The organism is Mariniblastus fucicola (assembly GCF_008087665.1).
In the GTDB taxonomy this organism is placed as follows: Bacteria; Planctomycetota; Planctomycetia; order Pirellulales; family Pirellulaceae; genus Mariniblastus; species Mariniblastus fucicola.
The window spans coordinates 4,747,431-4,771,061 of sequence record NZ_CP042912.1 but is presented as its reverse complement, the minus strand read 5'-3'; the positions used below and the strand labels follow the sequence as shown (position 1 = coordinate 4,771,061).

General features: G+C 53.5%; 9 protein-coding genes. 1 reads left to right on the top strand and 8 read right to left on the bottom strand.

Features of this window, described 5'->3' with window-relative positions; genetic code table 11:
• Positions 1 to 3: 3 nt before the first annotated feature.
• The 7 genes from MFFC18_RS17645 to MFFC18_RS17615 form a co-directional block, all read right to left on the bottom strand.
• A complete protein-coding gene (locus MFFC18_RS17645; protein ID WP_075083035.1) occupies positions 4 to 1,266 on the bottom strand; it encodes an outer membrane protein assembly factor BamB family protein in 1,263 nt (420 codons plus the stop codon).
• Positions 1,267 to 1,392: 126 nt separating this feature from the next.
• Positions 1,393 to 2,796 (bottom strand): hypothetical protein, encoded by a 1,404-nt coding sequence (locus tag MFFC18_RS17640; RefSeq protein ID WP_148618960.1) that lies wholly within the window; start codon positions 2,794 to 2,796, stop codon positions 1,393 to 1,395.
• A 130-nt stretch (positions 2,797 to 2,926) separates the two neighbouring features.
• Entirely contained in the window at positions 2,927 to 4,606 is a 1,680-nt protein-coding gene (locus MFFC18_RS17635) for a glutamine--tRNA ligase/YqeY domain fusion protein (protein WP_075083037.1), read from the bottom strand.
• 123 nt (positions 4,607 to 4,729) lie between these two features.
• On the bottom strand, positions 4,730 to 5,125 hold the full coding sequence (locus MFFC18_RS17630) for a VOC family protein (RefSeq protein WP_075083038.1): 396 nt from the start codon (positions 5,123 to 5,125) through the stop codon (positions 4,730 to 4,732).
• Positions 5,126 to 5,303: 178 nt separating this feature from the next.
• Positions 5,304 to 17,156, bottom strand: a complete 11,853-nt coding sequence (locus MFFC18_RS17625) for a non-ribosomal peptide synthetase/type I polyketide synthase (protein ID WP_148618959.1) — start codon at positions 17,154 to 17,156, stop codon at positions 5,304 to 5,306.
• A gap of 147 nt (positions 17,157 to 17,303) precedes the next feature.
• A complete protein-coding gene (locus MFFC18_RS17620) occupies positions 17,304 to 19,109 on the bottom strand; it encodes an FAD-dependent oxidoreductase (RefSeq protein WP_075083041.1) in 1,806 nt (601 codons plus the stop codon).
• A gap of 133 nt (positions 19,110 to 19,242) precedes the next feature.
• A complete protein-coding gene (locus MFFC18_RS17615) occupies positions 19,243 to 19,440 on the bottom strand; it encodes a hypothetical protein (RefSeq protein ID WP_148618958.1) in 198 nt (65 codons plus the stop codon).
• Positions 19,441 to 19,534: 94 nt separating this feature from the next.
• Between MFFC18_RS17615 and MFFC18_RS17610 the strand changes: the two genes are divergently transcribed.
• Entirely contained in the window at positions 19,535 to 21,886 is a 2,352-nt protein-coding gene (locus tag MFFC18_RS17610; protein ID WP_075083043.1) for an efflux RND transporter permease subunit, read from the top strand.
• A 98-nt stretch (positions 21,887 to 21,984) separates the two neighbouring features.
• On the opposite strand, the gene gltX is transcribed toward MFFC18_RS17610, so the two are convergent.
• Positions 21,985 to 23,556, bottom strand: coding sequence for a glutamate--tRNA ligase (gltX, locus tag MFFC18_RS17605; RefSeq protein ID WP_075083044.1), 1,572 nt, complete (start codon positions 23,554 to 23,556; stop codon positions 21,985 to 21,987).
• Between the last annotated feature and the right edge of the window lie 75 nt (positions 23,557 to 23,631).

Here is a 23,631-nt window from a genome sequence, read left to right as displayed (position 1 = left end):
AGACTATTCTTCAAGACAATAGAGCTTCGAAATCGACCGCAGAACCAGACGATTGCCGCTGACCGCAGGCGACGCGTTGAACCCGTCACCCAAGCTGGATTCGCTCACCAAGTCAAACTTGTCGCCGGGCTTGAGCACGTGGATTTTTCCCTCGCCGGAGAAAAAGTAAAGCTTGCCGTCTGCAAAAATCGGAGACGCCGCATAAGTTCCGCCAACACGCTGTTTCCAAAACGGCTCGCCTGTCGACGGATCAACGCAAGAGAGGATGCCTTTGTCCTCATTCATATACATTTTTCCGTCAACAATGATTGGCGACGACTTTCTGGGAATGGCTTTGGTGGACTGCCACGCGACATGCGTCTCCGAGATGTTGCCTTTGCCTTCTGGTTTGATCGCCAGCAACTTGCCATGCCCGTTGGACACGATCACCAGGCCATCTTCGGTGATCAAAGGACGAGCCGACGCGTTCATCCCATCGTGATAGACCGTCCAGGCTTGCTTGCCTGTCATTGGATCGTAGGCGATTGTCGCAACGGCACTTGGGTAGACCAACAAAGGCCTGCCACCGACGTCAAAAATCGCTCCGGTTCCGTAGGCTTTCTTGTAGTCGCCATTGTCGGTGCCGTACTTGATGTCACGGTCCTTTTTCCAAACCGTTTCGCCAGTCTCCTTGTTTAACGCGACCACGTACTGGTGATCGAATCCGTCAAAGGCAACGATCAACAGGTTCTTGTACAAAATCGGCGACGATGCCGGGCCACGAAAGTGATCGCAAGGGAGGTCTCGCCGCTGCCAGATGATTTTCGCCGTTTCAGTATCCAGACATGCCGTCCCATAGCTGCCGAAATGGACGTACAGTCGCCCGGTTTCGATCGCTGGCGTTGGGCTGGCATAGCTGTTTGTGTCGTGGCAAAAATCCGGGTCTTCGTTTTCGAACACCACAAAGTCGTGCAGTTTTTCACCCGATTCGAGGTCGACGCCAATCACAGATTGCTGCTTGCCGTCATCCGTCGCCGTGGTCAGCCAAACCTGATCGTCCCAGATCACTGGCGACGACCAACCTTTGCCATGAATCGGCAACTCCCAGGATACCTTCGACGAATCAAGCTCTGTCGGAAGTTTGGCGTCGGTCGCATGGCCATCTCCCGTGGGACCACGGAACTCGGGCCAGTTTTGCTGGGCGTTGGCAGCCTCAGGCAAAGGATTGAAAAAGCAAAACCCGATCGCAAGAATCGGAAGCAATAAACTCGTGGCAATTCGTTTCATGGTTAACTCGCATGTGTGTGGTCTTGCACGCATGATAACAATATTGAACACCGATATCGTCCAACCAGACCACTGCGTCGCCAACAATTCCTTGATCGAATCAGCCCAAACGCGGCCAGACCGGTTTCAAACTGGCGTCACACCGATCAAAACTTTTCCAGACGACACCAGCACCAAAGCCAGAATCGCTCCAAGGTAGGCTCCGCTGGAAACGGTATCAGGCCCGATGGATGGCCAAATTTTTTCTGCTTCGTCCGTCGACGAAAACAGGTTCAGTTTCAAACGTGGCGGTGCCAGTTGAGCACCAGCTTGAGCGTATTTCAGCCACCGTTCGTTTGCAGTATCGAGGTATTCCTGTGAAAAACTGATGAAGTTGGTCAGCACGGAACAGGCGTCGGTACCATCGCTACAGCTAAATCGGATGGTGAAGATGTCCGCAGCGTCCGGTTCAGGTTCGATCACCATGCGATCGAAGATATAGTCAGCCACCGAAGGAGGCTCCCTGTTTTGGCCGAAACGGGGGATCGTCTGAAAGCCAGTTTTTGATTCCTGGTGAGTGCCCGATTCTTTTGCCGCCGCGGCAATTGGGGCAAACGACTTCCAGCGTTCCATCTTTTTCCTGGAGACGATCGCTTCAATCACCCCTCTTTTAAACGCGGGGTCGATGCCTGGCGGGTCGTTTAGCTTTTCGCGGATTCTGGCGATGAGGGAACGCATGTCCGGATTCGTCTCCAGCATAAGAGACGTTTGGCTGGCGATTTGAACAACGGCTAGGCTCTGTCGCTGTGGATTTTGGTTCGCGTGCCACACGTATTGTGCCGCAGCGCCAACGAACGCACACGCCAGCGCTGCTCCCAACAGCACAATAGCCGACAACGAGATCGGAAGCTTTCGCATTGTTGACGGCAAGAAAAACGACCAGATCAAGACCACTGCGACTACCGCCAGAAGAGCACCCATTAGCGGGTCAACGGTCTTTCCAAAAACTTCCGCAAGCGCCTCGTCTTGGCCGTTTTCAACAGCAGCCCCGTGGTTCACCATCCCAACCTCAACGGGTGTGTCACGCTCCTCAACGATTGTCTGCAATCGCTCTTCATAGGCCTGGAGAAGAGACGCAGATAGCGCCGATTGATCATCTGCCGTCGCTCCGCTTAGATGAATCTTCCATCGCAGCTTACTGTTCGGATTTTCAGTCACGGAAAGTCGACGCGAAAGATGGCCGCCCAGCTCTTTTAAATCCACGCCCTGGAAAAACTCAAAATCCGCCCACTGAGATTTCGTTTTCAGCATCACGTCAACCGTTTCCTTGCTGGCCAGCATTTCCTTGTGCGGCAATTCCAAAATCGCCAGCCAGGACAACAGTTGAGCCTTGGACTGTCGCTCGTATTCGAGGCTGGACGTGTCAAGTCCCACCTCCGTTCCCTCATTGATGTTGACGGGAATCAGGAACGCAATCGCCATTCCGATACCGATAAACAGACTGTGCGACATCAGAATAAGGCCAGCGTAGATCTGATTTTGCGGATGCATTCGGAGGCTCATTCGGAACGTGTTCGACCCCGCTATTCTATACCCGCCAATCGAACCTCAAGATGCCGCAACGTCCATTGGCGGATGCCCCGATCCATCGACGCGTGCCAACGGAAGCTCGTCCCAAAGTCTACTTTTTCTTCTTTTTCGCAAAACCGTCTTTTAGCGTCACCGTGCGATTGAATACCGGTTTGCCTGGCTGGGAATCTTTGTCCATGCAAAAGTAACCCATTCGCTCGAACTGGAACCGATCGCCGACTTTGGCTTCCGCGAGGGACGGCTCCAATTTGCAACCGGTCAGCACCTTCAGTGACTCAGGGTTCAGGTTGTCTTTCCAGTCCTCACCCTCTTCGACGTTCTCCGGTTTCTCCTGCGTGAACAGCACATCGTAAAGCCTCACTTCGGCATCGATTGCATGCTCCGCACTCACCCAATGCAGCGTGCCTTTGACCTTCCGGCCGTCCGGAGCCTTGCCGCCAGAAGTTTCAGGATCGTAGGTGCAGTGAAGTTCCACGATGTTGCCGTCGTCGTCCTTGATCGCGTCGTTGCACTTTACAAAGAACGCGTTCTTGAACCGGACCTCTTTGCCGACCGTCAAGCCAAAGTACTTCTTCGAAGCTTCCTCCATGAAGTCCTTGCGTTCGATAAACAGCTCACGGCCAAACGGCATTTCGCGAGTCCCGGCTGATTCGTCTTCCGGATTGTTGATCGCCTGACGCATCTCCGATTTACCTTCGGGGTAGTTCGTGATCACGACTTTAAGCGGATCCAGCACCACCATTGCCCGATTCGCCGTTCGGTTCAAATGATCGCGGATACACAATTCCAACATCGGCAACTCGGTCAGCCCGTTGAACTTCGTGATACCGATTCGGTCGCAAAAGTTACGCAGTGCTTCCGGCGTAAATCCGCGGCGACGCATTCCGACGATGGTAGGCATTCGCGGATCGTCCCAACCGGAAACGAGGCCGCTCTGAACCAGTTCCAGCAGTTTTCGTTTGCTCATCACGGTGTGGGAAAGGTTCAGCCGCGCGAATTCGATCTGCTGAGGATGATGGATGCCTAACGCTTCGATGTACCAGTCGTAAAGCGGACGATGGTTTTCAAACTCGAGTGTGCACAACGAATGCGTGATGCCTTCGAGCGAATCACTTTGGCCGTGCGTGTAGTCGTAAGTCGGGTAGATGCACCATTTGTCGCCCGTGCGATGATGGTGAGCGTGTCGGATGCGATACATGGCTGGATCGCGGAGGTTCATGTTGGGCGAGCTGTTGTCGATTTTCGCGCGGAGCGATTTTTCTCCGTCCTTGAACTCGCCGTTCTTCATTCGCTCGAACAGATCGAGGTTCTCTTCCGGCGTGCGATCGCGATACGGACTGTCCTTACCTTCCTTGTTCCAGCCCGCGCGGTATTCGCGGACTTCTTCGAAAGTCAAATCGCAGACATAGGCTTTGCCTTCCTTGATCAACTGCACCGCCCAATCGTAGAGTTGGTCGAAATAGTCGGAGGCGAACAGTTTTTTGTCCCATTCGAAACCCAGCCAGCGGACATCTTCTTCGATGGCTTCAACGAACTCCGTGTCTTCCTTTTCCGGGTTGGTGTCGTCAAAGCGAAGATTGCATTTGCCGCCAAACTGTTTCGCGATGCCGAAATTCAAACAGATCGACTTCGCATGTCCGATATGCAAATAGCCATTGGGCTCAGGAGGAAACCGCGTCTGGACTTGTCCTTCGTTTTTTCCGTTGGCGATATCGTCAGCAACGATTTGGCGTACGAAGTCGAGCTTTTCTTCTTTGGGGGTTTCAGACATTGATTTCGGGTCGTTTTGAGACTTGATGGAAGCTGGTGTTATACCGAAAGGAGTCTTTTTCGGCGAGATTGGTTCGTGGCTCAAAGTAAGTTACCAGCCTCGCCAACGACATTCTTCTTGAACCTAAGCTTCCGGCAGCAGTTGGATAATCTGAATCAGATTCCCGCACGTGTCATCAAAAACGGCAGTCGTGTAGCCACCCTGCGTGGTTGGGGGCTGCGTGAACTGAACGCCAAGTTTTTCAAGGCGAGCATGTTCCTCGTCGAGGTTGTCGACAGAAAACGAGGTCCACGGAATTCCATCCTTCAGCATCGCGTCGCGAAACGGCGCTACGGCAGGATGAGCCGCGGGTTCGAGCGCGAGCTGGACGCCGTTTTCATCATCTGAAGACGTGAGCGTCAGCCAGCGATATTTTCCCATCGGAATATCATGCTTCGTTTGGAAGCCCAGCACGTTCGTGTAGAACTGGAAGGCTTTATCCTGGTCGTCAACCATGACCGATGTGATATAGATTTTCAATGTTTGCTCCTGTGATCTTGACGGATGAGGTCCGTCAATCAGCGAATCAGCACTTGTTCAAATTGATTTCCCAAAATACTCAAACAGGCCTTCCCGGTTCGCGTCTAGTTTGCGATACGCGGGGCGCATGTCAAGGGAGCCAGTCGTTTGCAGGAATTTGCCTGCGGCATTTGGTTCGCTAGGCTGGATTGGTTTTGGTAAGGACACCGATCCTTTCACGAAGATCGTTGGCAACTTTCGCGACTTCTTCGCCAGAAATTATGGAAACGTGATCCGCATTCATGTCGATCACCTCAATGGAGCGGCCAATCAATTTTCCCCAGCCAAGATCTGATGCTGAATCGGAATCAATCGTATAGCTACGCCCGTTCGGATCCAAAGCTCGATACAGAACGGCTGGAACTTCAGGCTGCTGGACTTCGATATATTGGCTGATCGCGCGAAGGTTGGCTTTGCAAACAGACAGGAATCGACGCATGTAGGCTTCGTCAAAGTCTTCGGGAACAAAACCGGTTTGCTTGGCGCTGGCCAGTGTCATCGCGATCCGTTCGTCCGGTCCGGCTGAAGCCAGGGAGTCATAGCTCACGTCGATGTTGAGGTTGTAAAAGCGATTGAGGAACTTCACCAATTCGGCCAGGATCATTGCATCATCGTCAACATCAATCCGCATCAACGCCGGTGCGAAAGAGTCAAACAACGCAACCGTCGCGACTTGTTCGCCATTGTCGATCAGCCGTCTGGCGATTTCGTAAGCCACAATTCCTCCTGATGACCAGGCCGCAAAATGGTACGGGCCTGACGGCTGGATTTCGCGAATCGCGCTCAGGTAGTCTTCAACCATCAACTCCATCGAAGCCAGTGGCTCATCGGTTCCTGCAACGCCTCGGGCTTGCAGACCGTAGACCGGTTGGTTGTCACCCAGCGCATCGGCCAGCGGAGCGTAGCACAGCACGTTGCCACCGACTGGGTGAATGCAAAACAGCGGTGGCCGATCTCCGTGAGTTTGAATTGGAACGATCGGAGACCAGGCCGAGTTTGGATTCTGGCTCAGGTAGTTGGCCATTCCGGCGACCGTGTCGTTCTGCAGCAGCACCGCCAGCGGGACTTCAATGCCGGTCGCTTTACGGATTTTGATCACCAACTCAATGCTCATCATCGAGTCACCGCCCAGATCAAAGAAGCCATCTTTGACGCCGATTCGTTCTTCTCCCAAAACTGCTTCCCAAAGCCCGGACAGCATGATTTCCGTTTCATTTCGCGGCGCGAGATAGTCAACTCGCCGGAACCGATTGCCGATCGATGCGAGTGCTCTTCGGTCGACTTTGCCGTGCGGAGTCAGTGGCATTTGTGCTAAAGAATTGAACAGCGACGGCACCATGTACGAGGGCAGTTGATCGAAAAGGAACTGCTTCAGTTCATCAGACGATGGAGGAGTTGACGCTTCGACCGGATGCCCGTTGCTGCCTGGTTGAACGGAGTTTGCAACGAAAAAAGCGACCAGTCGTTTGTTGCCACGAGCATCGTCGACGGCGATCACGGCACAGTCAGTGATCTGCGAATGCGTTAGCAAAACAGATTCGATTTCGCCAAGTTCGACTCGGTTGCCTCGAATTTTGATTTGATCGTCTACGCGACCGATGAAATCAATGGCTCCATTTTCGCGGTAGCGACACAAGTCGCCCGTCCGGTAGATTCGATCGCAATCATCCGATGCAAACGGATTGGCAACGAACTTTTCCGACGTCAGTTGCGAGTCATGCAGATATCCTGCCCCGACGCTCACTCCACCGATGCAAAGTTCGCCGGTCACGCCGACAGGAACTTTCCGCAGTTGCTCATCGAGAACCCAGGTTTGCACATTCGAGATCGGAAAACCGACCGGGATCGATTTCTCGATGCTGTCCGGTGCAATGCGATAGAAAGAGCATATGTCAGTACATTCGGTTGGCCCGTATGTGTTAACGATGGTGGTGGCAAAGCCAGATTGGTTTCGCCACGGTGCAAGTTTCGCCATGTCAATTGGCTCTCCACCAAGGAAAACCATCCGCAACGAATTCAACTGAGGAGTCTTTTCTGAATCGCTCAGCAACAGATAGAGGTTGCTGGGTGTGCAGTTGAGCAGTGAAATGTCAGCTTGCGAGACTTCGTTCAGGATGATGCCAGGATCAAAGATCTGGCAATCCGTCAGATGGACCTGGCCGCCGACTGTGAGCGTCGCGAACAGATTCTTTTGCGTCAAATCGAAGCCATGGGAAGTGACAACCAGTGAACGATCGTTGGCGTCGATTTCGAACTCGCGACGGAACCAGTCTACCAGGTTCGTGAATCCGCGATGGTAAACGCCTGCTCCTTTTGGATCGCCTGTCGAACCTGATGTGTAGATCACGTACATCAAGTTTTCTGCGGACGCCGTCACCGGTGGGTTGTCATTGCGTTGTCTGGCGATAGTCAAATCATCCGCATCAAAGCAGGCGACATGTTCACAGGTATCTGCGAATTTTTCACGATGAGCCTGGTCAGTGACAACGACGGACAGTTCTGCCGTGGTGGTGATCTGTTGCAGGCGTTTTTGAGGATAGCTTTGATCGAGCGGAACATATGCACCGCCGGCTTTCAACACCGCTTGGATTGTGACAATCAGTTGCACTTCACGTTGGATCGAAATTCCGACTCGAACGTCTGGCCCGACTCCGAGTTCCTTAAGGTGCCACGCAAGTTGATTGGCTTTCTCGTTGAGTTCCCGATAGGTGAGCGATTCGCTACCACAAACAACGGCAATTGCGTCTGGCGTTTTCAAAGCCTGCTGTTCGATCTGCTCGTGTACCGGACGATCATTATCCAATGCGGTCTCGGTCTTGTTCCACTGTTCAACGCGAACTTCGATCGGCAAATCGTCTGTCGATTCTTCGGTCGTTTGATGGAACTCCGATTCGGTTGCGATCGAGTACTGAGAGATTCGCTTGTTTGGATTTCGCGTCAGCTGCATCAGCAGATCGTGATACATTTCATTCAATCGCTCAATCGTTTCTGCGTCGAACAGGTCCCGGTTATATTGCCAGCAGCCGTAAATGTTTCCTCCGGCTTCTTCAACAACCAACATGATTTCGAATTGGGCCTGGCGAGTCAGCAAATCGATCGACTCCATCTCCATGTCGCCAAGATGGAACTTGTATCCGCCTTCCCCAATCAGGAAAACTGCGATTCCCTGTTCGTCGAAACCAGGGATGCGTTCCATGGAAAATGCGACCTGAAAAAGTGGCGACCGCGAGGTGTCGCGAGATCCTCCAGATTCCTGCACCATTCGCTTGAAAGGATACTGCTGGTGTTCGAGTCCGCTGGTGACCGTTTCTTTGGTTCGGCGAAGATAGCTTGTGAAAGTCGGGTCGTCATCGACGCGGCTGCGAAGTGGCACCGGGTTCACGAAATAGCCGACGGATTGCCGAAGTTCAGGATGCTGCCGCCCCGCCATTGGGCTTCCGACCAGGAAATCATCCTGTCCGGTGTATCGGTGCAATAGGATGTCATAGCTGGACAGCATCAATGTAAATAGCGTGACGTTTTGCTGGGCTGCTGTTTGCAAAACCTGATGAGTTAGTTCTTCGTCGAGTTTGAATCCAAGAGTCGCGCCGCGGAATGACTGGACTGCCGGACGAGGATGGTCGGTTGGCAAATCGATGCTCAGTGGTGCGCCGTCGATGTGCTGCTTCCACCAGTTTTTCATCTGCTCACCAGCATCGCTGGCCAAATGTTCCTGCTCCCACGCAACAAAGTCTTCATATCCGATTTCGATCGGAGCGAACTGTGGATCTCTTCCGGCACGAATTGAAAAATAGGATTCAATCAGATCTCTGAACAAAACGGTGACTGACCAGGCATCGGAAATAATATGATGCATCGTCATCAAAGCGATGTGCCCGTCGTTGGTGCGGAATAGCTCGAGCCGAATCACAGGGCCGTTTTCCAAATCGAACGGCTGGTTGGCGTGCTCGACCAACAGGTTGTCCAATTCCTCACCGTTGAGTGACATCGTGTCGTGCTCACGAAAATCCACGCTGCCGTCGCGACGGTACCGCTGGAGTGGTTGTCCGTCGGAATCGCAGAATGTGACGTCCAGCATCGGGTGTCGCCTGAACAATAACTCGAATGCTCTTTCCATTGACGCGATGTCAATGTGTGGCGTTAGTTTGGCACTAAAAGTCAAATTGTAAGCGGAGCTTTGCGGCGCGAGTCGATACAGGAACCAAAGCGCCTGTTGGCCTTCTGTCAACGGGAACGCATCGCCAAACTTGCTCGTCTTCGCAAGCGGCGCCAGCGAAGTCGATGCCGATTGTTTGTCGGAAGACACAGTCGAGTCATCAGATGTCGAATCGCCAATAAGCCCCATCAGTACTTCGGCTAACTCGCTGAGACTTGGCCCGCGTAAGACGTTACCCATCGGTACACTGACGCCCAATTCGCTTTCGACGCGGTTGATCAAATCAATCGCCATCAGTGAGTCGAGCCCAAGATTGGTCAGCGAAGTTTCTCGATCGACTTGATTTGGATCGACGCCGAACACGCCGCCAACCTGTTCTGCAACAAGGTCTTGCAGCATTTCAAAACGCTGAGCCGGTGCTGCAGCGAGCAGCTTCGGTTTGATCGCCCCGCCCGTATCAACGCCGCTTTGGGATTCAACCAGCGACGTGAACGTCCTGGAATTTGCGACCAAAGGACTCCGCCGGGACAACGCTTGCCAATCCGCTCGGCACGCCGCGATCTGAACTGGATCACGAGCAATCATGCGCACAAAGACTGCAAACGCTTCGTCCATCGTCAGCGATTTCATCCCCAGTTTGTCGAGATACTGAGCCGTTTTTTCATTTCGCTCGACGAAGCCAGCTCCACTCAACGCGGTCCAGTTGATCGTCAGTGCCGGCTGGCCCAGCGACCGCCGATGATGTGCGAGGGCGTCAAGGAAGTGATTCCCGGAGTTGTAGTTTGACTGTTTCGCACCGCCGACGAGCGACGAAAACGAAGAAAAGCATATGAAGTGTTCCAGCGACAGATCCTTGGTTGCCGTGTGCAAGTTCCAGGCTCCCAGAATCTTCGGATGCAGAACTTTGCTGAACCGCTCATCATTCAGTCCAGCCATAAACTCATCGTCCAACACCATGGCGCCATGAACGACGCCCTTGAGCGGCGGCATGTCAGCCTCGATCTGGGCGATGACTCGATCGACGTCGGCCTGCTGCGTGACGTCACCTCTTGCGTCGACGATGTTGAAGTCGGCTTGTTGCAGTGAGCGTATCGTTTCCGCTGCCGAATCGTCACGCGGACCGCTTCGGCTGAGCAGAACGATATTTCGTGCGCCGTGTTCGGTCATCCATTTCGCAAGCTCCAGTCCAAAACCACTGGCTCCACCGACAATCAGATACGTCGCGTCGGCACGAAGTAAAAGTTTGTCTTCGCTGCACGGGCCGATTGGAATTTCATCGATATCGAAGGTGAGGACGTTTTTGCCAACGTGTTTCCCCTGAGCCATGAATCGAAATGCTTCGACGATTTCAGTGATCGGAAACGTCTTGAAGGTAAGCGGTTGATAGTCGCCGCTGTCGAATCGTTCCGACAGTTCGCTGAACATCGTGGCGACGTAGTCTGGTTTGTGTTCCAAATGCTGAGCGAGATCAATCACGAAGTAGGAAATGTTGTTCCGCAGCGGTTCCAGTCCAATCCGTGTGTTGTTGTAAATGTCGATCTTTCCAATCTCCAGGAAACGACCGAATGGCGCGAGCACAGAAAAGTTCTTGGGGATGAACTCACCTGCGAGCGAGTTCAGCACCGCATCGACGCCTTTGCCTTGCGTGATTTCCATGATTTTGTCAGCAAAGTCCAGGCTTCGCGAATCCATCACGTGTTGAACGCCCGCATCGACAAGCATCTGGCGCTTCTCCGGCGTTCCCGCGGTTGAAAAAATCTCCAATCCGAGATGCTGGGAAATCTGAATCGCGGCCTGCCCTACTCCGCCCGTTCCGGCGTGAATCAAAATCTTTTCGCCAGGCTGCATGCGTGCAAGATGGTTGATCGCGTAGTTGGTCGTCAGGAAAACAGTTGAAAGCGTTGCTGCCTGTTCGAACGTCAGGTGAGCTGGCTTTTTGAATACCATCCTTCGGTCGACCGTGTTGTAAGCGCGAAACGAATACGGCGCCATACCGGCGACTTCATCGCCCGGCTGTAAATCCGTGACTCCTTCACCGACTCGCAGAACAGTGCCTGAGAAATCGTCGCCAAACCAGAGAAGGTCGACTGGATTGCCAGGATACATCGCCAAAGCCTTCATCACGTCACGAAAGTTGATGCCGCCGGCTCGGATCTGGACTTCGACTTCGCCTGTTTCCGGTGCGCGTCGAATGGTTTCGTTGAGCGAAAGGTTAGTCAGTATTCCGGGTCTGTCGGTTTCGACTCGATAGGGAATGGTTGAGCCATCCCGCCGAACTGCATTGACCGAGCGTTTGGCGATGTCTTCGGTTTTTCTCGCCTTCAGTCGGTTGCCGTATCGAAGCTGATCACGATAGGCCAACTCAAGTTCACCGTCGCTACCGAACAGCTCATCGACGACGTCTTCCGCATCGTGCGACGACGCAACGTTCGAGAGGTCAATCGATGTCCAACGGAATTGCGGATGCTCGTTGTTGGCGACGCGGGTGATTCCGACCAATGGAGACGAAGCGATGCCATCGACGAAGTCTCCTTCTACGACATGCTGTGCTCCACGAGTGACGACAAGGACTCGAGGCGGAACGTCGAAGGATTCTTCTCCGAGGGCTTGAGCCAGTTTCAGAATGCTGAGAACTCCAGTCTTTTGGCTTTTCTCCAGAAGTTCTGTCGAAAGGCCAAAGGTCGAAGGATGATCGAGACTCCAGCAGTGAACGATGCCGCGAATCGGCTGATACAATGCAGTAGTTTCGGCCAGCAAACTCTCCATGTCAGATTTCGACGTGGCTGAAATCGTGAACGTGTCATCAGCCGGATTTGACAGGCCTTGACCCTGGTTTACTAAAATCGGTCGATAGCCACGTTGACGCAATCGACTGGCAACCTCATTGGCCAAACCGGAATCGTCAGCGAACAGCAGATAGCTACCCTGATCCGAACGCGTTTCTTTGGTTACCTCCGGCGGTGCGTCCGCCGATTCAACTGGCTGCGGAGCGAACGCCACAAAGACAGCTTGCTCGGCTTCGTCGTCCTGCTGCGAGCAATGAAAACACCCCGCGTCGGCGAATCCACACTCGCTCAGTAGCGACGTCCATTGTTCTCGTCGAAGCAACGCCGAATGGGGACGCAAATCGGTGTCCGTATATCGCCACCAACCCTCAAGCAAGCCAAAGATGTTGTCCCAGGCGGCTCGTCGACGGACGACTTCCTGGAACATCAGAATCCCGCCAGGCGCAAGGCACGATTTCAGGTTCGCCAACGTGTTCTTGAGGTCAGCGGTCGCGTGCAAAACGTTTGTGGCAAGGATGAAATCGATGCTGCCGTTGGCAATTTCCTGCTCGGACGGATCACGTTCAATGTCCAGTGTCCTGTATTCGATAAACGGCGACGCCGAGAAACGCTGTTTCGCTTTGGACAGAAACGCCGGTCCAATGTCAGTGAACAAGTATTCTGTTTGGTCGGCAGGCAGAATGGGCAGCACAGCTTTCGTCAGCGAACCCGTTCCTGCTCCGACTTCCAAAACTCTCAGCGATCGACGTTTCGGCAAAGTCTCAATTGTTCGCTCCACCGCCATCGGAATCAGCTCCGTGTAAGCAGGAAAGTCGAAGGCTTGTACGTAAAACGATTCCAGCAAATCAGACGATCCGCCGGGGAACAGAAGGTGGACCGGGTCGACGTCGCCGCAGAGCACGCCAGCAAGTCCGTCGCCAGTCGTGCGTTGCAATTCGACTTCCGTCGCAGCTTTCGGATACTCCGTTTCCAACGCATCAAGTTCGCCAGAGACGTCAGCGGACCTTGGAACGCGCAGAACTTCCCAGCGTCCATCTTCGACAGTTCGGACCAAACCGGCTTCAGCCAGCCAACCAAGCTGTGCAGCAACCAGACGATAATGTTGCGGAACAATCTTCAGCTCTCGGGTGAGTTGCTCCAGCGTGAATTGGTCGCCGGCGTTTGGGTTCCAGCCCAACTGCACGTAAGCGTTCTCAATAAGCTGGTGAACGACGGCTTCGATTCGCGGCGCAAATCCGTGGTAGTGATTTGCAAGATCGTGTTTCCTGTAAATTTCTCCGGTACGCTGGGCAGTGCGTTGAACGATGTCTGACGTCGTGGCGAACTCGCAGGAACCAGCGACGCGACTGCCTCGCAGTTTGGCTTTCTCCCACGCGTTCTGGAAGTACAAATCATCTAACTCGCTTTCGTTTCCACCCTGCTTCATGCGGTCGACGCGGAAGCCAAGTATGTCCGCGACGCGGTTTCCATTCTCATCGTAGACCAAGATGTCGGAAGAGATCGTGTGCTCTTCGACAGTGACGACTCTTGCGTGCGCCCAAAGTCGCCCACTCGGCTGCTCGCTGTAGAGGCGAATGCGGCGCACGTGAGCCGGCAAAAAGAAATCGTCGCCGGAATCGCTTACCGGTGCCATGCCTTTGAACACGTGGAAGCACGCATCGAGAACCGCAGGATGGAATCGATACTGGTCAACTGTTTCTTCGATCTGCTCCGGGACGACAATCTCAGCCAGGACTTCGCCAGGAACGCGCCAAAGATTATTGACGTGTCGAAACCTCGGACCGAACTGGTATCCCGCGGCTGCGAAATCCGCATAGTAGGAATCGTGGTCAATGTGATCAGTCAGCGTGTTCTGAATCGCTGTGATTTCGATCGGACTCGGTTGTTCAGCGGGCATTTCGATCAACCGACCACGGCCATTCAAATCCCAAACGTCTTTGCCGACCGTGCTGTGGACGGTGAAAGTCTTCGTTTCCGTGTTGAAGGTGACCCGGACTGTCGGAACATTGTCTTCGGAAACGAACAGAGCCTTTTTGATCTCCAGTTCTTCGACAACATACGGTTGTTCTGGAAACAGTTGAGCCGCGATTGCCAATCCAATCTCACCGTATCCGGCACCGGGGAAAACGATGCTGTCCCAGATCTGATGGTCGTGCAGATAGTCAAACAGTCGAGGATCCAACTGGAATTGCCACGTCGGTTTTTCCGCAACGACGCGTTCTTCCAAAAGTGGATGCGGGATCGCGTCGAGTCTCGCGCTCGCGGATTGCTCCGATTCGAACCAGTGAGAAGCGTGATTCCAGGGATACTTTGGCAGGCGAACAAACTGTTCAGATGATTGGTTGACTGCTGCCCAATCGATCGGCATGCCCAGCACGTGCAGACCCGCAAGATTGGTCAAAATCTGTTCGGACTCACTGGTCTTTCGTTTCAATGAGTGAAAAGCGGAACCCTGCTTTCCCTGTTCGCTCATCACATCCATGATTGAACTTTCCAGAGCCGGATGCGGACCAAGTTCGAGGAAAAGTCGACCTCCGGCACGTACCAGGTTCGACATCGCCGACGCAAAAAGCACTGGCTGACGAACGTTGCGCCACCAATACATGGCATCCAGTTTTTCTCCCGGAAGGACGCAACTGGTCACGGTGGAAACAAAAGGAATGCGGCTCGGAAGCGGATTGATGTCCGACAAAGCGTCCAGCAGTTCTTCTCGAATCGGATCCATGTGGTGCGTGTGAAACGCATAGTTGATTCGCAGCAGGCGGACGAATTTGTCGTCTTTTTTGAGTTGGTCGACAAGCTCTTCAAGTGGCTCTCGATCGCCAGCGATCGTCACCATGCTCGGGCTGTTGATCACGGCGACTTGTAATTTGTCCGTGTTTTGGCCAATCATTTCGCTGGCTTCGGAAGCCGAAATTCCAACCGCTGCCATTCGACCGTCGCCTCCAGCGGAATCTTGCAATCGGCTGCGATGGAAAATGATTTTTACAGCATCATCGAGCGTATAGACTCCGGCCACGTAGGCTGCTGCGACTTCCCCGACGCTGTGACCGATGACTTTGGCGGGTTCAATGCCCCACGATTTCCACAGCTCAGCCAATGCGACTTGAAGAGCAAAGATAGCGGGTTGCGCAATGCTGGTCAGGTGAATACGGGAACTGGATTCGGACTCCGCATTCATCATTTCGTTGACAAGCGACCAGGAAGCCAGCGGAGCCAACAGCGCATCAATGCGGTCGATGAGGTTTTTGAAAACCGGTTCGTTCGCATAAAGTTCGCGCCCCATCTGCCACCACTGGGCACCCTGCCCTGTGAACACGAACGTGATGTCGCCAACATTGGTCGTCGATTTACCCTGGACGATTCCTGCCGTTGCGTTTTCGTCAGTCAACCGTCGCGTTAGTCGCGATCGCAGTTCGTCACCGCTACGGCCGAGCACAACAAGGCGATTTTGGTGATGTTCCTTGCGGGCGCCTGCAGAATAGCAAAAGTCGGCGAGGTTTTGGTCGTTGTCGTCTGTAGAAATTGATTCTTTGATCAGCTGCATATAGCTGTTCAGCGACGCGTCGTCGCGAGCAGAGATTGGAAGCAGCAACGGTCGATTGGCTTTTTCAGATCGATGAAAGCCATTCGTTGCCCCGTTGCCATTGCCGTTGGAAGATTTGGCAATGCCATTGGTCCGCCCGGGCACAAGCGTCGGACTGTATTTCACGTCGCGTGCCGCAGCAGGCGCGGCTTCGAGGACCACATGGGCGTTGGTGCCACCGAAACCGAATGAGTTTACGGCTGTTATCGGCGAGACGCCCTCGAAATGCGGCAACGGTTGGAGTTCATTGGCGATCTCAAGCCCAAGACGCTCGAAAGGAATGTTGGGGTTCGGCGTCTCAAAATTTCGATTCGGAGGAACCGTGTCGTGATGAAGAACCAAAAGCGACTTGAGGAAACCTGCGATTCCAGACCCCGACTCAAGGTGCCCAATGTTTGTCTTTACAGAGCCAACCAGGCACTTGTTGTCTTCTGAACGCCCTTCGCAAAGTACATTTCCGAGAGCGGTTGCTTCGATCGGATCGCCAACTGGCGTGCCCGTACCGTGGGCTTCCATGTAGGCCACATGCGACGGTTCGATGTCCGCATCGCGGTAAGCTTGACGCAGCATCGCCGACTGGCCTTCGACTCCTGGAACCGTCATCGAACTCGTGTGGCCGTCTTGATTGACGACTGCAGAACGAATGACCCCGTAGACCGGATCGCCATTTGCAATCGCGTCACTGAGCGGCTTTATCAAAACCATGGCTGCACCTTCACCGCGGACGTATCCGTTGGCTCGCGCGTCAAACGCGTAACACTGACCCGTCGGTGACAACATTTGGGCTTTGCTGAATCCGATCGTTGCGTGCGGCGTAATGATGGCGTTGACTCCACCAGAAAGCGCAGCGCGGCATTGGCCGCTCCAAATGCTATGACAAGCCTGAGACATCGCGACGAGTGCGGAGGAGCATGCCGTATCGACCGAAACGCTTGGTCCTTTCAAATCCAACAAATATGAGATTCGGTTTGACGCAATGCTTTGCGTGCTGCCACTATTGGTATGCACGTCGATGCCGGCGTGGTGAGGCATTTGGATTCCGGCGTAGTCGTTGCCCGCGATGCCAACGAAGACACCTACCGATTCGCCACGCAGTTTTTGCGGAGCGATCCCACCGTCTTCGATCGCTTCCCAAGCAACTTCCAACAGCCAACGATGCTGCGGATCCATGCGAGCGGCTTCACGCGGCGAAATGCCCCAAAATTGCGGATCAAATTGATCCAGTCCATCCAGAAAGCCACCCCATTTTGAGATCATGCGACCCGGAATCGCACGATTTGGATGATAGAAACGATCACGATTCCAACGATCGGTTGGCACCTCGACGATTCCAGATCGCCCTTCGACGAGAAGCTTCCACAGTGACGCAGCGTCGGTCACACCGCCAGAGAATCGACAGCCGATTCCAACGACGGCAAGTGGAGGATGTTTGAGAGAGTTGCTGTTTTGGGATTGGCGTATCATGTTGTTGTTTCGCACGACGAAGTTGAATTGCGGTAAACACCGATCAAGAAACGAGGCGTTTGATCGGTGAAGTAAAGCGGAATTGATTCCCGCAGTTGAGTTCGAAATGAATCTGTCTAAATGAACAGCGAAAGTTCTGGAAAAGTGTTACAGCCGTTTCGTGTTCGAAGTCGCATGCAAACCGGCCAGGTAACCAAAAACCATTCCTGTGCCAATCGACATGCCATGCGACGGATAGTGACCGTTGAGGAAACTTGCGGCGCAAGTCCCGACCGCGTACAGGTTGTTCCATGGATCGCCAGCTGAATTCAGAACGCGCGAGTCTTCGTCGCAAACCAGCCCGCCATGAGTCCCGAATGTCGAGAGTCCGTAAATGCAGGCGTAGAGTTCTTCGCCTGCCAGCGGCTGCATGCTGCGGGAAGGAGCGTCGTGGTCGCGATCCGGTTTCATGTATCCGAGAACGTCAAAAGCATTTTTCCCGCGGCCAAATTCGCGGTCGTCTCCGGTGCGTGCAAATTCGTTGAACGCTATTTTTGTTTCACGCAAGTTGGCTGAAAAATTGTCTGCCAGTCGAAAGTCGCAATCGTTGTCTCTCAGCTCTCGATCAATTTCTTCGTGCAGTGTTGATTCGTTGTTGCCAACAATCATGTGTTTTTGATCGAACGGCACTGCGATGCCGAGCCCCCAGTATCGCTCTTTGAATCGGCGGTCGCAAACAAGAAACAGAAACTCCTGTTCCGCATTGCCAACATGGTGCTGTGCCCGATCGTGGTATGTCAGCTTTTCGTTCATCACGCGGCGTCCATGGCGATCGACCAGGAAGAAACTATCGCCGTAAAAGTAGAAAACGGGCTCATGAGAAATCGCGTTCTTCTCCTTGGCCAGCTGTATTACTGTCTGAGCCAGCACCGGACGCGGGTTTTGATTGACTTGAACATCAGCGTTTTTCAGAATCCGAATCGCGTCTCCATCGTTCCCCGGGGCAACGCAAGATGATTTGACCGAATAGGAATCTTGAACGCCGTCGCCGGTGAGCTGATGGGAGAAGCAGCCGCTGGCAATGATCAGCGCGTCGCGAATTTTCCAAGTCAATGTTTGCCGATCCGCAGTTTGCACATCGACAGATGTGACTCGATCTCCATTCGTCGCAACAGCCACCAGTTCGTGACGTTTCAGTATCGGAACCTTTTGGCGATCCAGATGTTTGCGAAATCGCTCGACAAGAATCAGGCCACTGCCGAAACCCCAGAACTTTGTAAAAAGGTTGGGGATTTGATCCGCCAGGGAGGAAAGGCTGCGAATCGACACCATGTTTTGAACGATGTGCCAAAGGTGTTTTCTAAAACCGGAAAAGAAAAACTTGCCTGCCAGTCGCAGATCGAACGCTGCCCAAATATGTTTGCCATAAGGGACCTTGTTGAATTTGTTTTCCCAATGGTAGTCCCACGAAGAGCAAGCCGCTTTCGCCAGTTCGTCATCCGATCGTGAATGATTTGGGCCGAGCGCCTGCCGAACGGAATCGACCGAGTCTTTTGTCGAAAAAAAGTACCGCTTGAAAATCTTGTCCAACTGCGTGAAAGTTTGCACGCGAGTATTCGTCAGGTCACGGGCGACACGAAGGCCAGACTTGACGTAGCGATCGACTCGCAGGAAAGTTTCCTTGCTGACGCCACACCATTTTTGGCTTTCGTCAAAGCCATCCCAGCACTCGCTGAGTATGAAACGGACCTGGCTTTCCAGATCGCATGTGAACCCGTTGGCGATCGCAGGGTCGTTGTTGGGAATCCAGATACTTCCATTGGCGATGGCGGCTGTGCCTCCGATCGTGTCGGATTTCTCAATGAGAACTACCGATTTTCCCGACCAGGCCGCAGCTGTTGCTGCGCTCAATCCTGCCACGCCCGCGCCGACAACAAGCACATCTACTTCCCTCGCTTGCGCAGCTTGTTTCACTCGTCGTTCCTTCAGTTCAAAATAGTGTCAGGGTTGTTGATCAGGCAACCGGATAGGTTTACTGAACGCTGAGCGAAAATGTCGTTGCCACGACCCTTGGCGTTGAGCCGATTTGGTCCGTTGGCAACAGGTATCAGAACTTAAGAACCCAAATTGTAGCTGAATCAGACGTCGAAATTTCAACATCCAGGAAAGCCGGGATGAAAATCTGTGCCGTCGTCAAACCGGGCTGACCGGCCAACGGAGCCGCACGCAGAAGGCGAGCGCCTTCGATTGAAGAGTCAGGGTAAAAACGATATCCTGCCCATTCCGACAAGCGAGCAGAGCTCATTGGGCCAGTCGTGTATCGCAGCCAGAACGGCCACACGGAAAGTGGCAGAGTCGGATAGTCATTTCTTCGAGAATCGAGAAAAGGTCAGCTTGAGATGGAAGAGAACGGTGGACTATCCCGATGGATCGCGGGGGTGATCGTACAGCGGCGAGTCCTCGTCCTTGTCGTACTCTTTTTGACGCTTCTGTTCGCCATCCCCTGGGCCTCGAAGATCACTTTCGATTTCTCACCGGAAATGCTGCTGGCGGGCGATGAAGCTTCGGTTGCTGCTCGATCCGACGATACCTTTGGCGGTGAAACGCGATTTATCGTGATCGCCCTGGCGGCCACGGGCGAAGACGACGTTTTTCTGCCCGAAGCGCTCAGTTGGCAGTACGACGTTACCAGGGCGTTGCTGAAAGAACCGCGGATCTTGAAAGCCAAAGGGCTGGCGACCATTCGTTTGCCGAACAAGATTTCCTTTTTCGATGGCAAACAATACAAGTGGCTGTTCGAAACTCGAAATCACACAGACGAATCGGCGGCGAAGCTGAGGAAGACCGTCGCGGAAGTCGAGCAGTTCAAGGGGCGCGTCATCAGTGAGGACATGCGTCTTACGGCCATCGCGGCTTTCTTGCATGAGGATGACGAGAAGATCGACGAAATTGCTGAAGTTGTCGAGATTATTGAAGCAATCTTGCGCGAACATCCTTGCCCCAGCGGATTCGAGACTCACTTGAGCGGCCTGCCGTTTGTTCGAGTCAGCATTATCGATTTGTTGAAAACCGATTTGACGTATCTGATTCCAATCGCGGCTGTTTTCTTTGGCATCGTTTTAATTTTTCTGTTTCGATGTTCAGCCGCGATTGCGTTGCCCGGCGTTGCTCTGGGAATCGGATTGGCCTGGACAATCGGCGCCCTTGCCTGGGCCGAGGAACCAATCAACGTGATCACGAATGTGATGCCGATCATTCTGTTGGTGATTGGAGTTTCAAATTGCGTGCACATCCTGAGCCGCTATGCCGAGGAACATGCCCGGTCCGACGATCGTGGCGTCGCACTCAAACGCACCATGGCGCATATGATTCCGTCGTGCTTGTTGACGACGCTGACAACCGCGCTTGGTTTCCTTAGCCTGCTGTTCACCAGTTCGTATGTCCTGCGTGGGTTTGGTTGGCAATCGGCGATGGGGCTGGCGTTGATTTACGTTGCCTTGATCGCTGTCTTTGGAGCCTTGGGAATCTGGTTCCGGGCGCCTGCCATGTACCAGAACGAAGGGGCCGCGATTGAAAATCGATTTGCGGAAAGAGTCTGCGTTTTTTCTGCACAACGTCCATGGATCGCAGTCGTGGTCTCGCTACTGGCTGCCAGCGTCGCCATCGCTGCAGCGGTTGGATTTCCCGGTTTTAGTGGTGTCGAACTGAATTCGTTTTTGGTGGAAACGATCGACAAAGACAGTCCCGCCGTACGATCAATGTCGTTGATTGAAGAAAAATTGGGAGGCTTCATTCAAGCCGAAGTGATCCTTGAGACCGACAACCCAGAGCTGCTGACGACTCCCGATTTGTTCAACCGGGTTCGAAGAATTACAGAACAGTTCGAAGGCCATGAAGAAATTTCGCATGTAACCTCCTGGGCAACAATCTTTGAGTTAGCCGATGCATTTGTGCCGGGAGAGAAAGCGTTTTTTACCGAAGCGGATGTCGCGGATGATACCAACACGCTTCAACGACTCGATCGGATACGTTACGGGTTGCAGAAGAAGCGTGGAAGTTCGGACTTGAAGTTGTATCTGACGCGGGATGAGTCCGCGGGAAGGATTCTGCTGAGCCTCACCGATCTTGGGTCGCGCCGTGGCCGTGAGCTGATGGCGGAACTGGAAGCGGCGTTGGCGAGAGAGTTTCCGCCCGATGTGGGAGTGCGAACCAGGTTGACTGGCGAAGGCTACCATGACTTGCACGCGCTCGACGGGTTTGTGTCGGAGCTATTTGTTTCCCTGGTCATTGCGTCCTTGGCAATTTTCGTTGTATTGGCCTGTTTTTTCCGATCGGTGAAGTTTGGATTGATTTCGATTCTTCCAAACGTCACTCCGCTCTTGTTTACTTTGGGCTATATGGGATTGCGTGGCTACGATTTGAACGCGGCCAATGTGACGGTGTTTGCGATCGGTTTGGGGATTGCAGTCGATGACACCATTCACTTTTTGGCGCGATTCCACGGAGAGTATTCTCTCGATGGTCAGTTGATGACCGCGATTAAAAGGACGGCTCGCGGTAGCGGTCGGGCAATCGTGCTGACAACCGTTTTGATTGTCTGCGGTATGTTGCTGATCCTGTTGAACTCCAGCTTTGTGCCGACGAAGCGATTCGCTGAATTGACAATCGTGACCATGATGGCCGCGTTGCTAGGCGACCTGGTGCTCCTGCCCGCAATCATAAAAATCGTCTATCGCGACCGTCAGGCGTGAAACAGACCGAAGTTCAGCGATTGAGTCTTTGGATGTACGTGACTCAATCGCTTGCGATCGTACCTGAATCGAACGGCGTTGATCGACTGTGGATAAATCTAGGCAGATTTCAGCTTTGCCAATGTCTGATCGATCCGCTCGGTGACTTTCTCCTTGCCGAGTATTGCAAGAATGTCGAACATGCCAAAGCCGGCGGCCTTGCCCGTTACGCCAACTCGCAACGCGTGAATAATGTCGCCGATTCCGATGCCTTCGTCCTCGCACCACTGTTTGAGGGCAGCTTCCAACGATTCTGCATCGTAGGCGGGCGTCTCAATTAGCATGTCACGGCATTTGCCCAGTAGCGCCGGCGCATTCTCTGGTTTTACCAAACGCTTTTGAAATGCTTTTTCGTTGTATTCCAGTTCCCACCCATCGGGTCGGAAGAAATCGTCAAAATTCAGGATATCACCGGCCATCACCAGTCGGTCGCCGGCGGCTTCGATGACTTGGGTAATTACCGAAACGTCGCAGTCAACCGGATCGGGCAGCAAGCCAGCTTTTTGCAAATACGGAATGCACATTTTGATCTTGCGCTTGATGGGCAGATCGTTGAAGTGTCGGCCCTGAAACGCAGTAAGCTTCTGCGGGTCAAAACTGGCAGGCGCTTTCACAATCCGGTCGAGAGAGAATTTCTCGATCATCTCTTCGCGCGTAAACTCCTCCGTAGAATCGTCCAGTGACCAACCGAGTAGCAGCAAGTAGTTGTTGATCGCGTCAGGAAGAAAGCCCGATTGTTCGTAGAAATCCACCAGCACCGGGTTGAAAGTCGCCGGGCTGATTTCCAGACCGATCCGTTGAGCGATTGTGGCTCCAGAGTTGTACAATCGTTTGAAGTCCTTGTTGTTGAGATATTTCTCGATGTCACGCTTACTCAGTTTCTTCTTGCTTCCCGGTTCGGCGACAAACGGAATGTGGGCGTACTCTGGCAAGTCATAGCCCAGCGATTGCGCGATGAAAATCTGCCGCGGCGTATTGGAAAGGTGCTCGACCGCGCGAATGACGTGCGTGATTTCGAAATCGTGATCGTCGACCACGGTCGCCAAGTGATACGTTGCCGTCCCGTTGGCTCGTTGGATCACATGATCGGATTCAGTGGCCCACTCGATCGACATTTCGCCGCGAACATGATCCTGGAACTCACAGACTCCCTCGCGCGGCATCTTCAGGCGGACAACGCACTTGCGGCCTTCGGCTTCCAAAGCTGCCGCTTCTTCGTCGGTCTCCGCCATCCATTTGCGGCTGTACTGAAACTGCTGTTTCGCTTTGTCAGCAGCTTCACGCTCGGCCTGAAACTCTTCCGGCTTGGAAAAATCGCGATACGCATGCCCTGACGCCAGCAGTTTCTCTACCGCGGCCTGATACTTGTCCAATCGCTCGGACTGAAAATACGGTCCGTGCGGGCCGCCGACTTCCGGGCCTTCGTCCCAATCCAGTCCCAGCCAGCGGAAACCGTCAAGGATCGGTTGGAGAGCTTCTTCCTGATTGCGTTTCTGATCGGTGTCATCGATCCGCAAAATAAACTGCCCGCCGGCCTGTCGTGCGAGCAACCAATTAAACAGTGCGGTGCGGACTCCGCCGATGTGGAGGTAGCCAGTTGGAGAAGGAGCGAATCGGGTGCGAACGGTCATGGGGGATTTAGTTACTTGGCCGAAGTTGAATCAAACGACCCATGATATGACTTGGCCACAGATGTACACAGATGG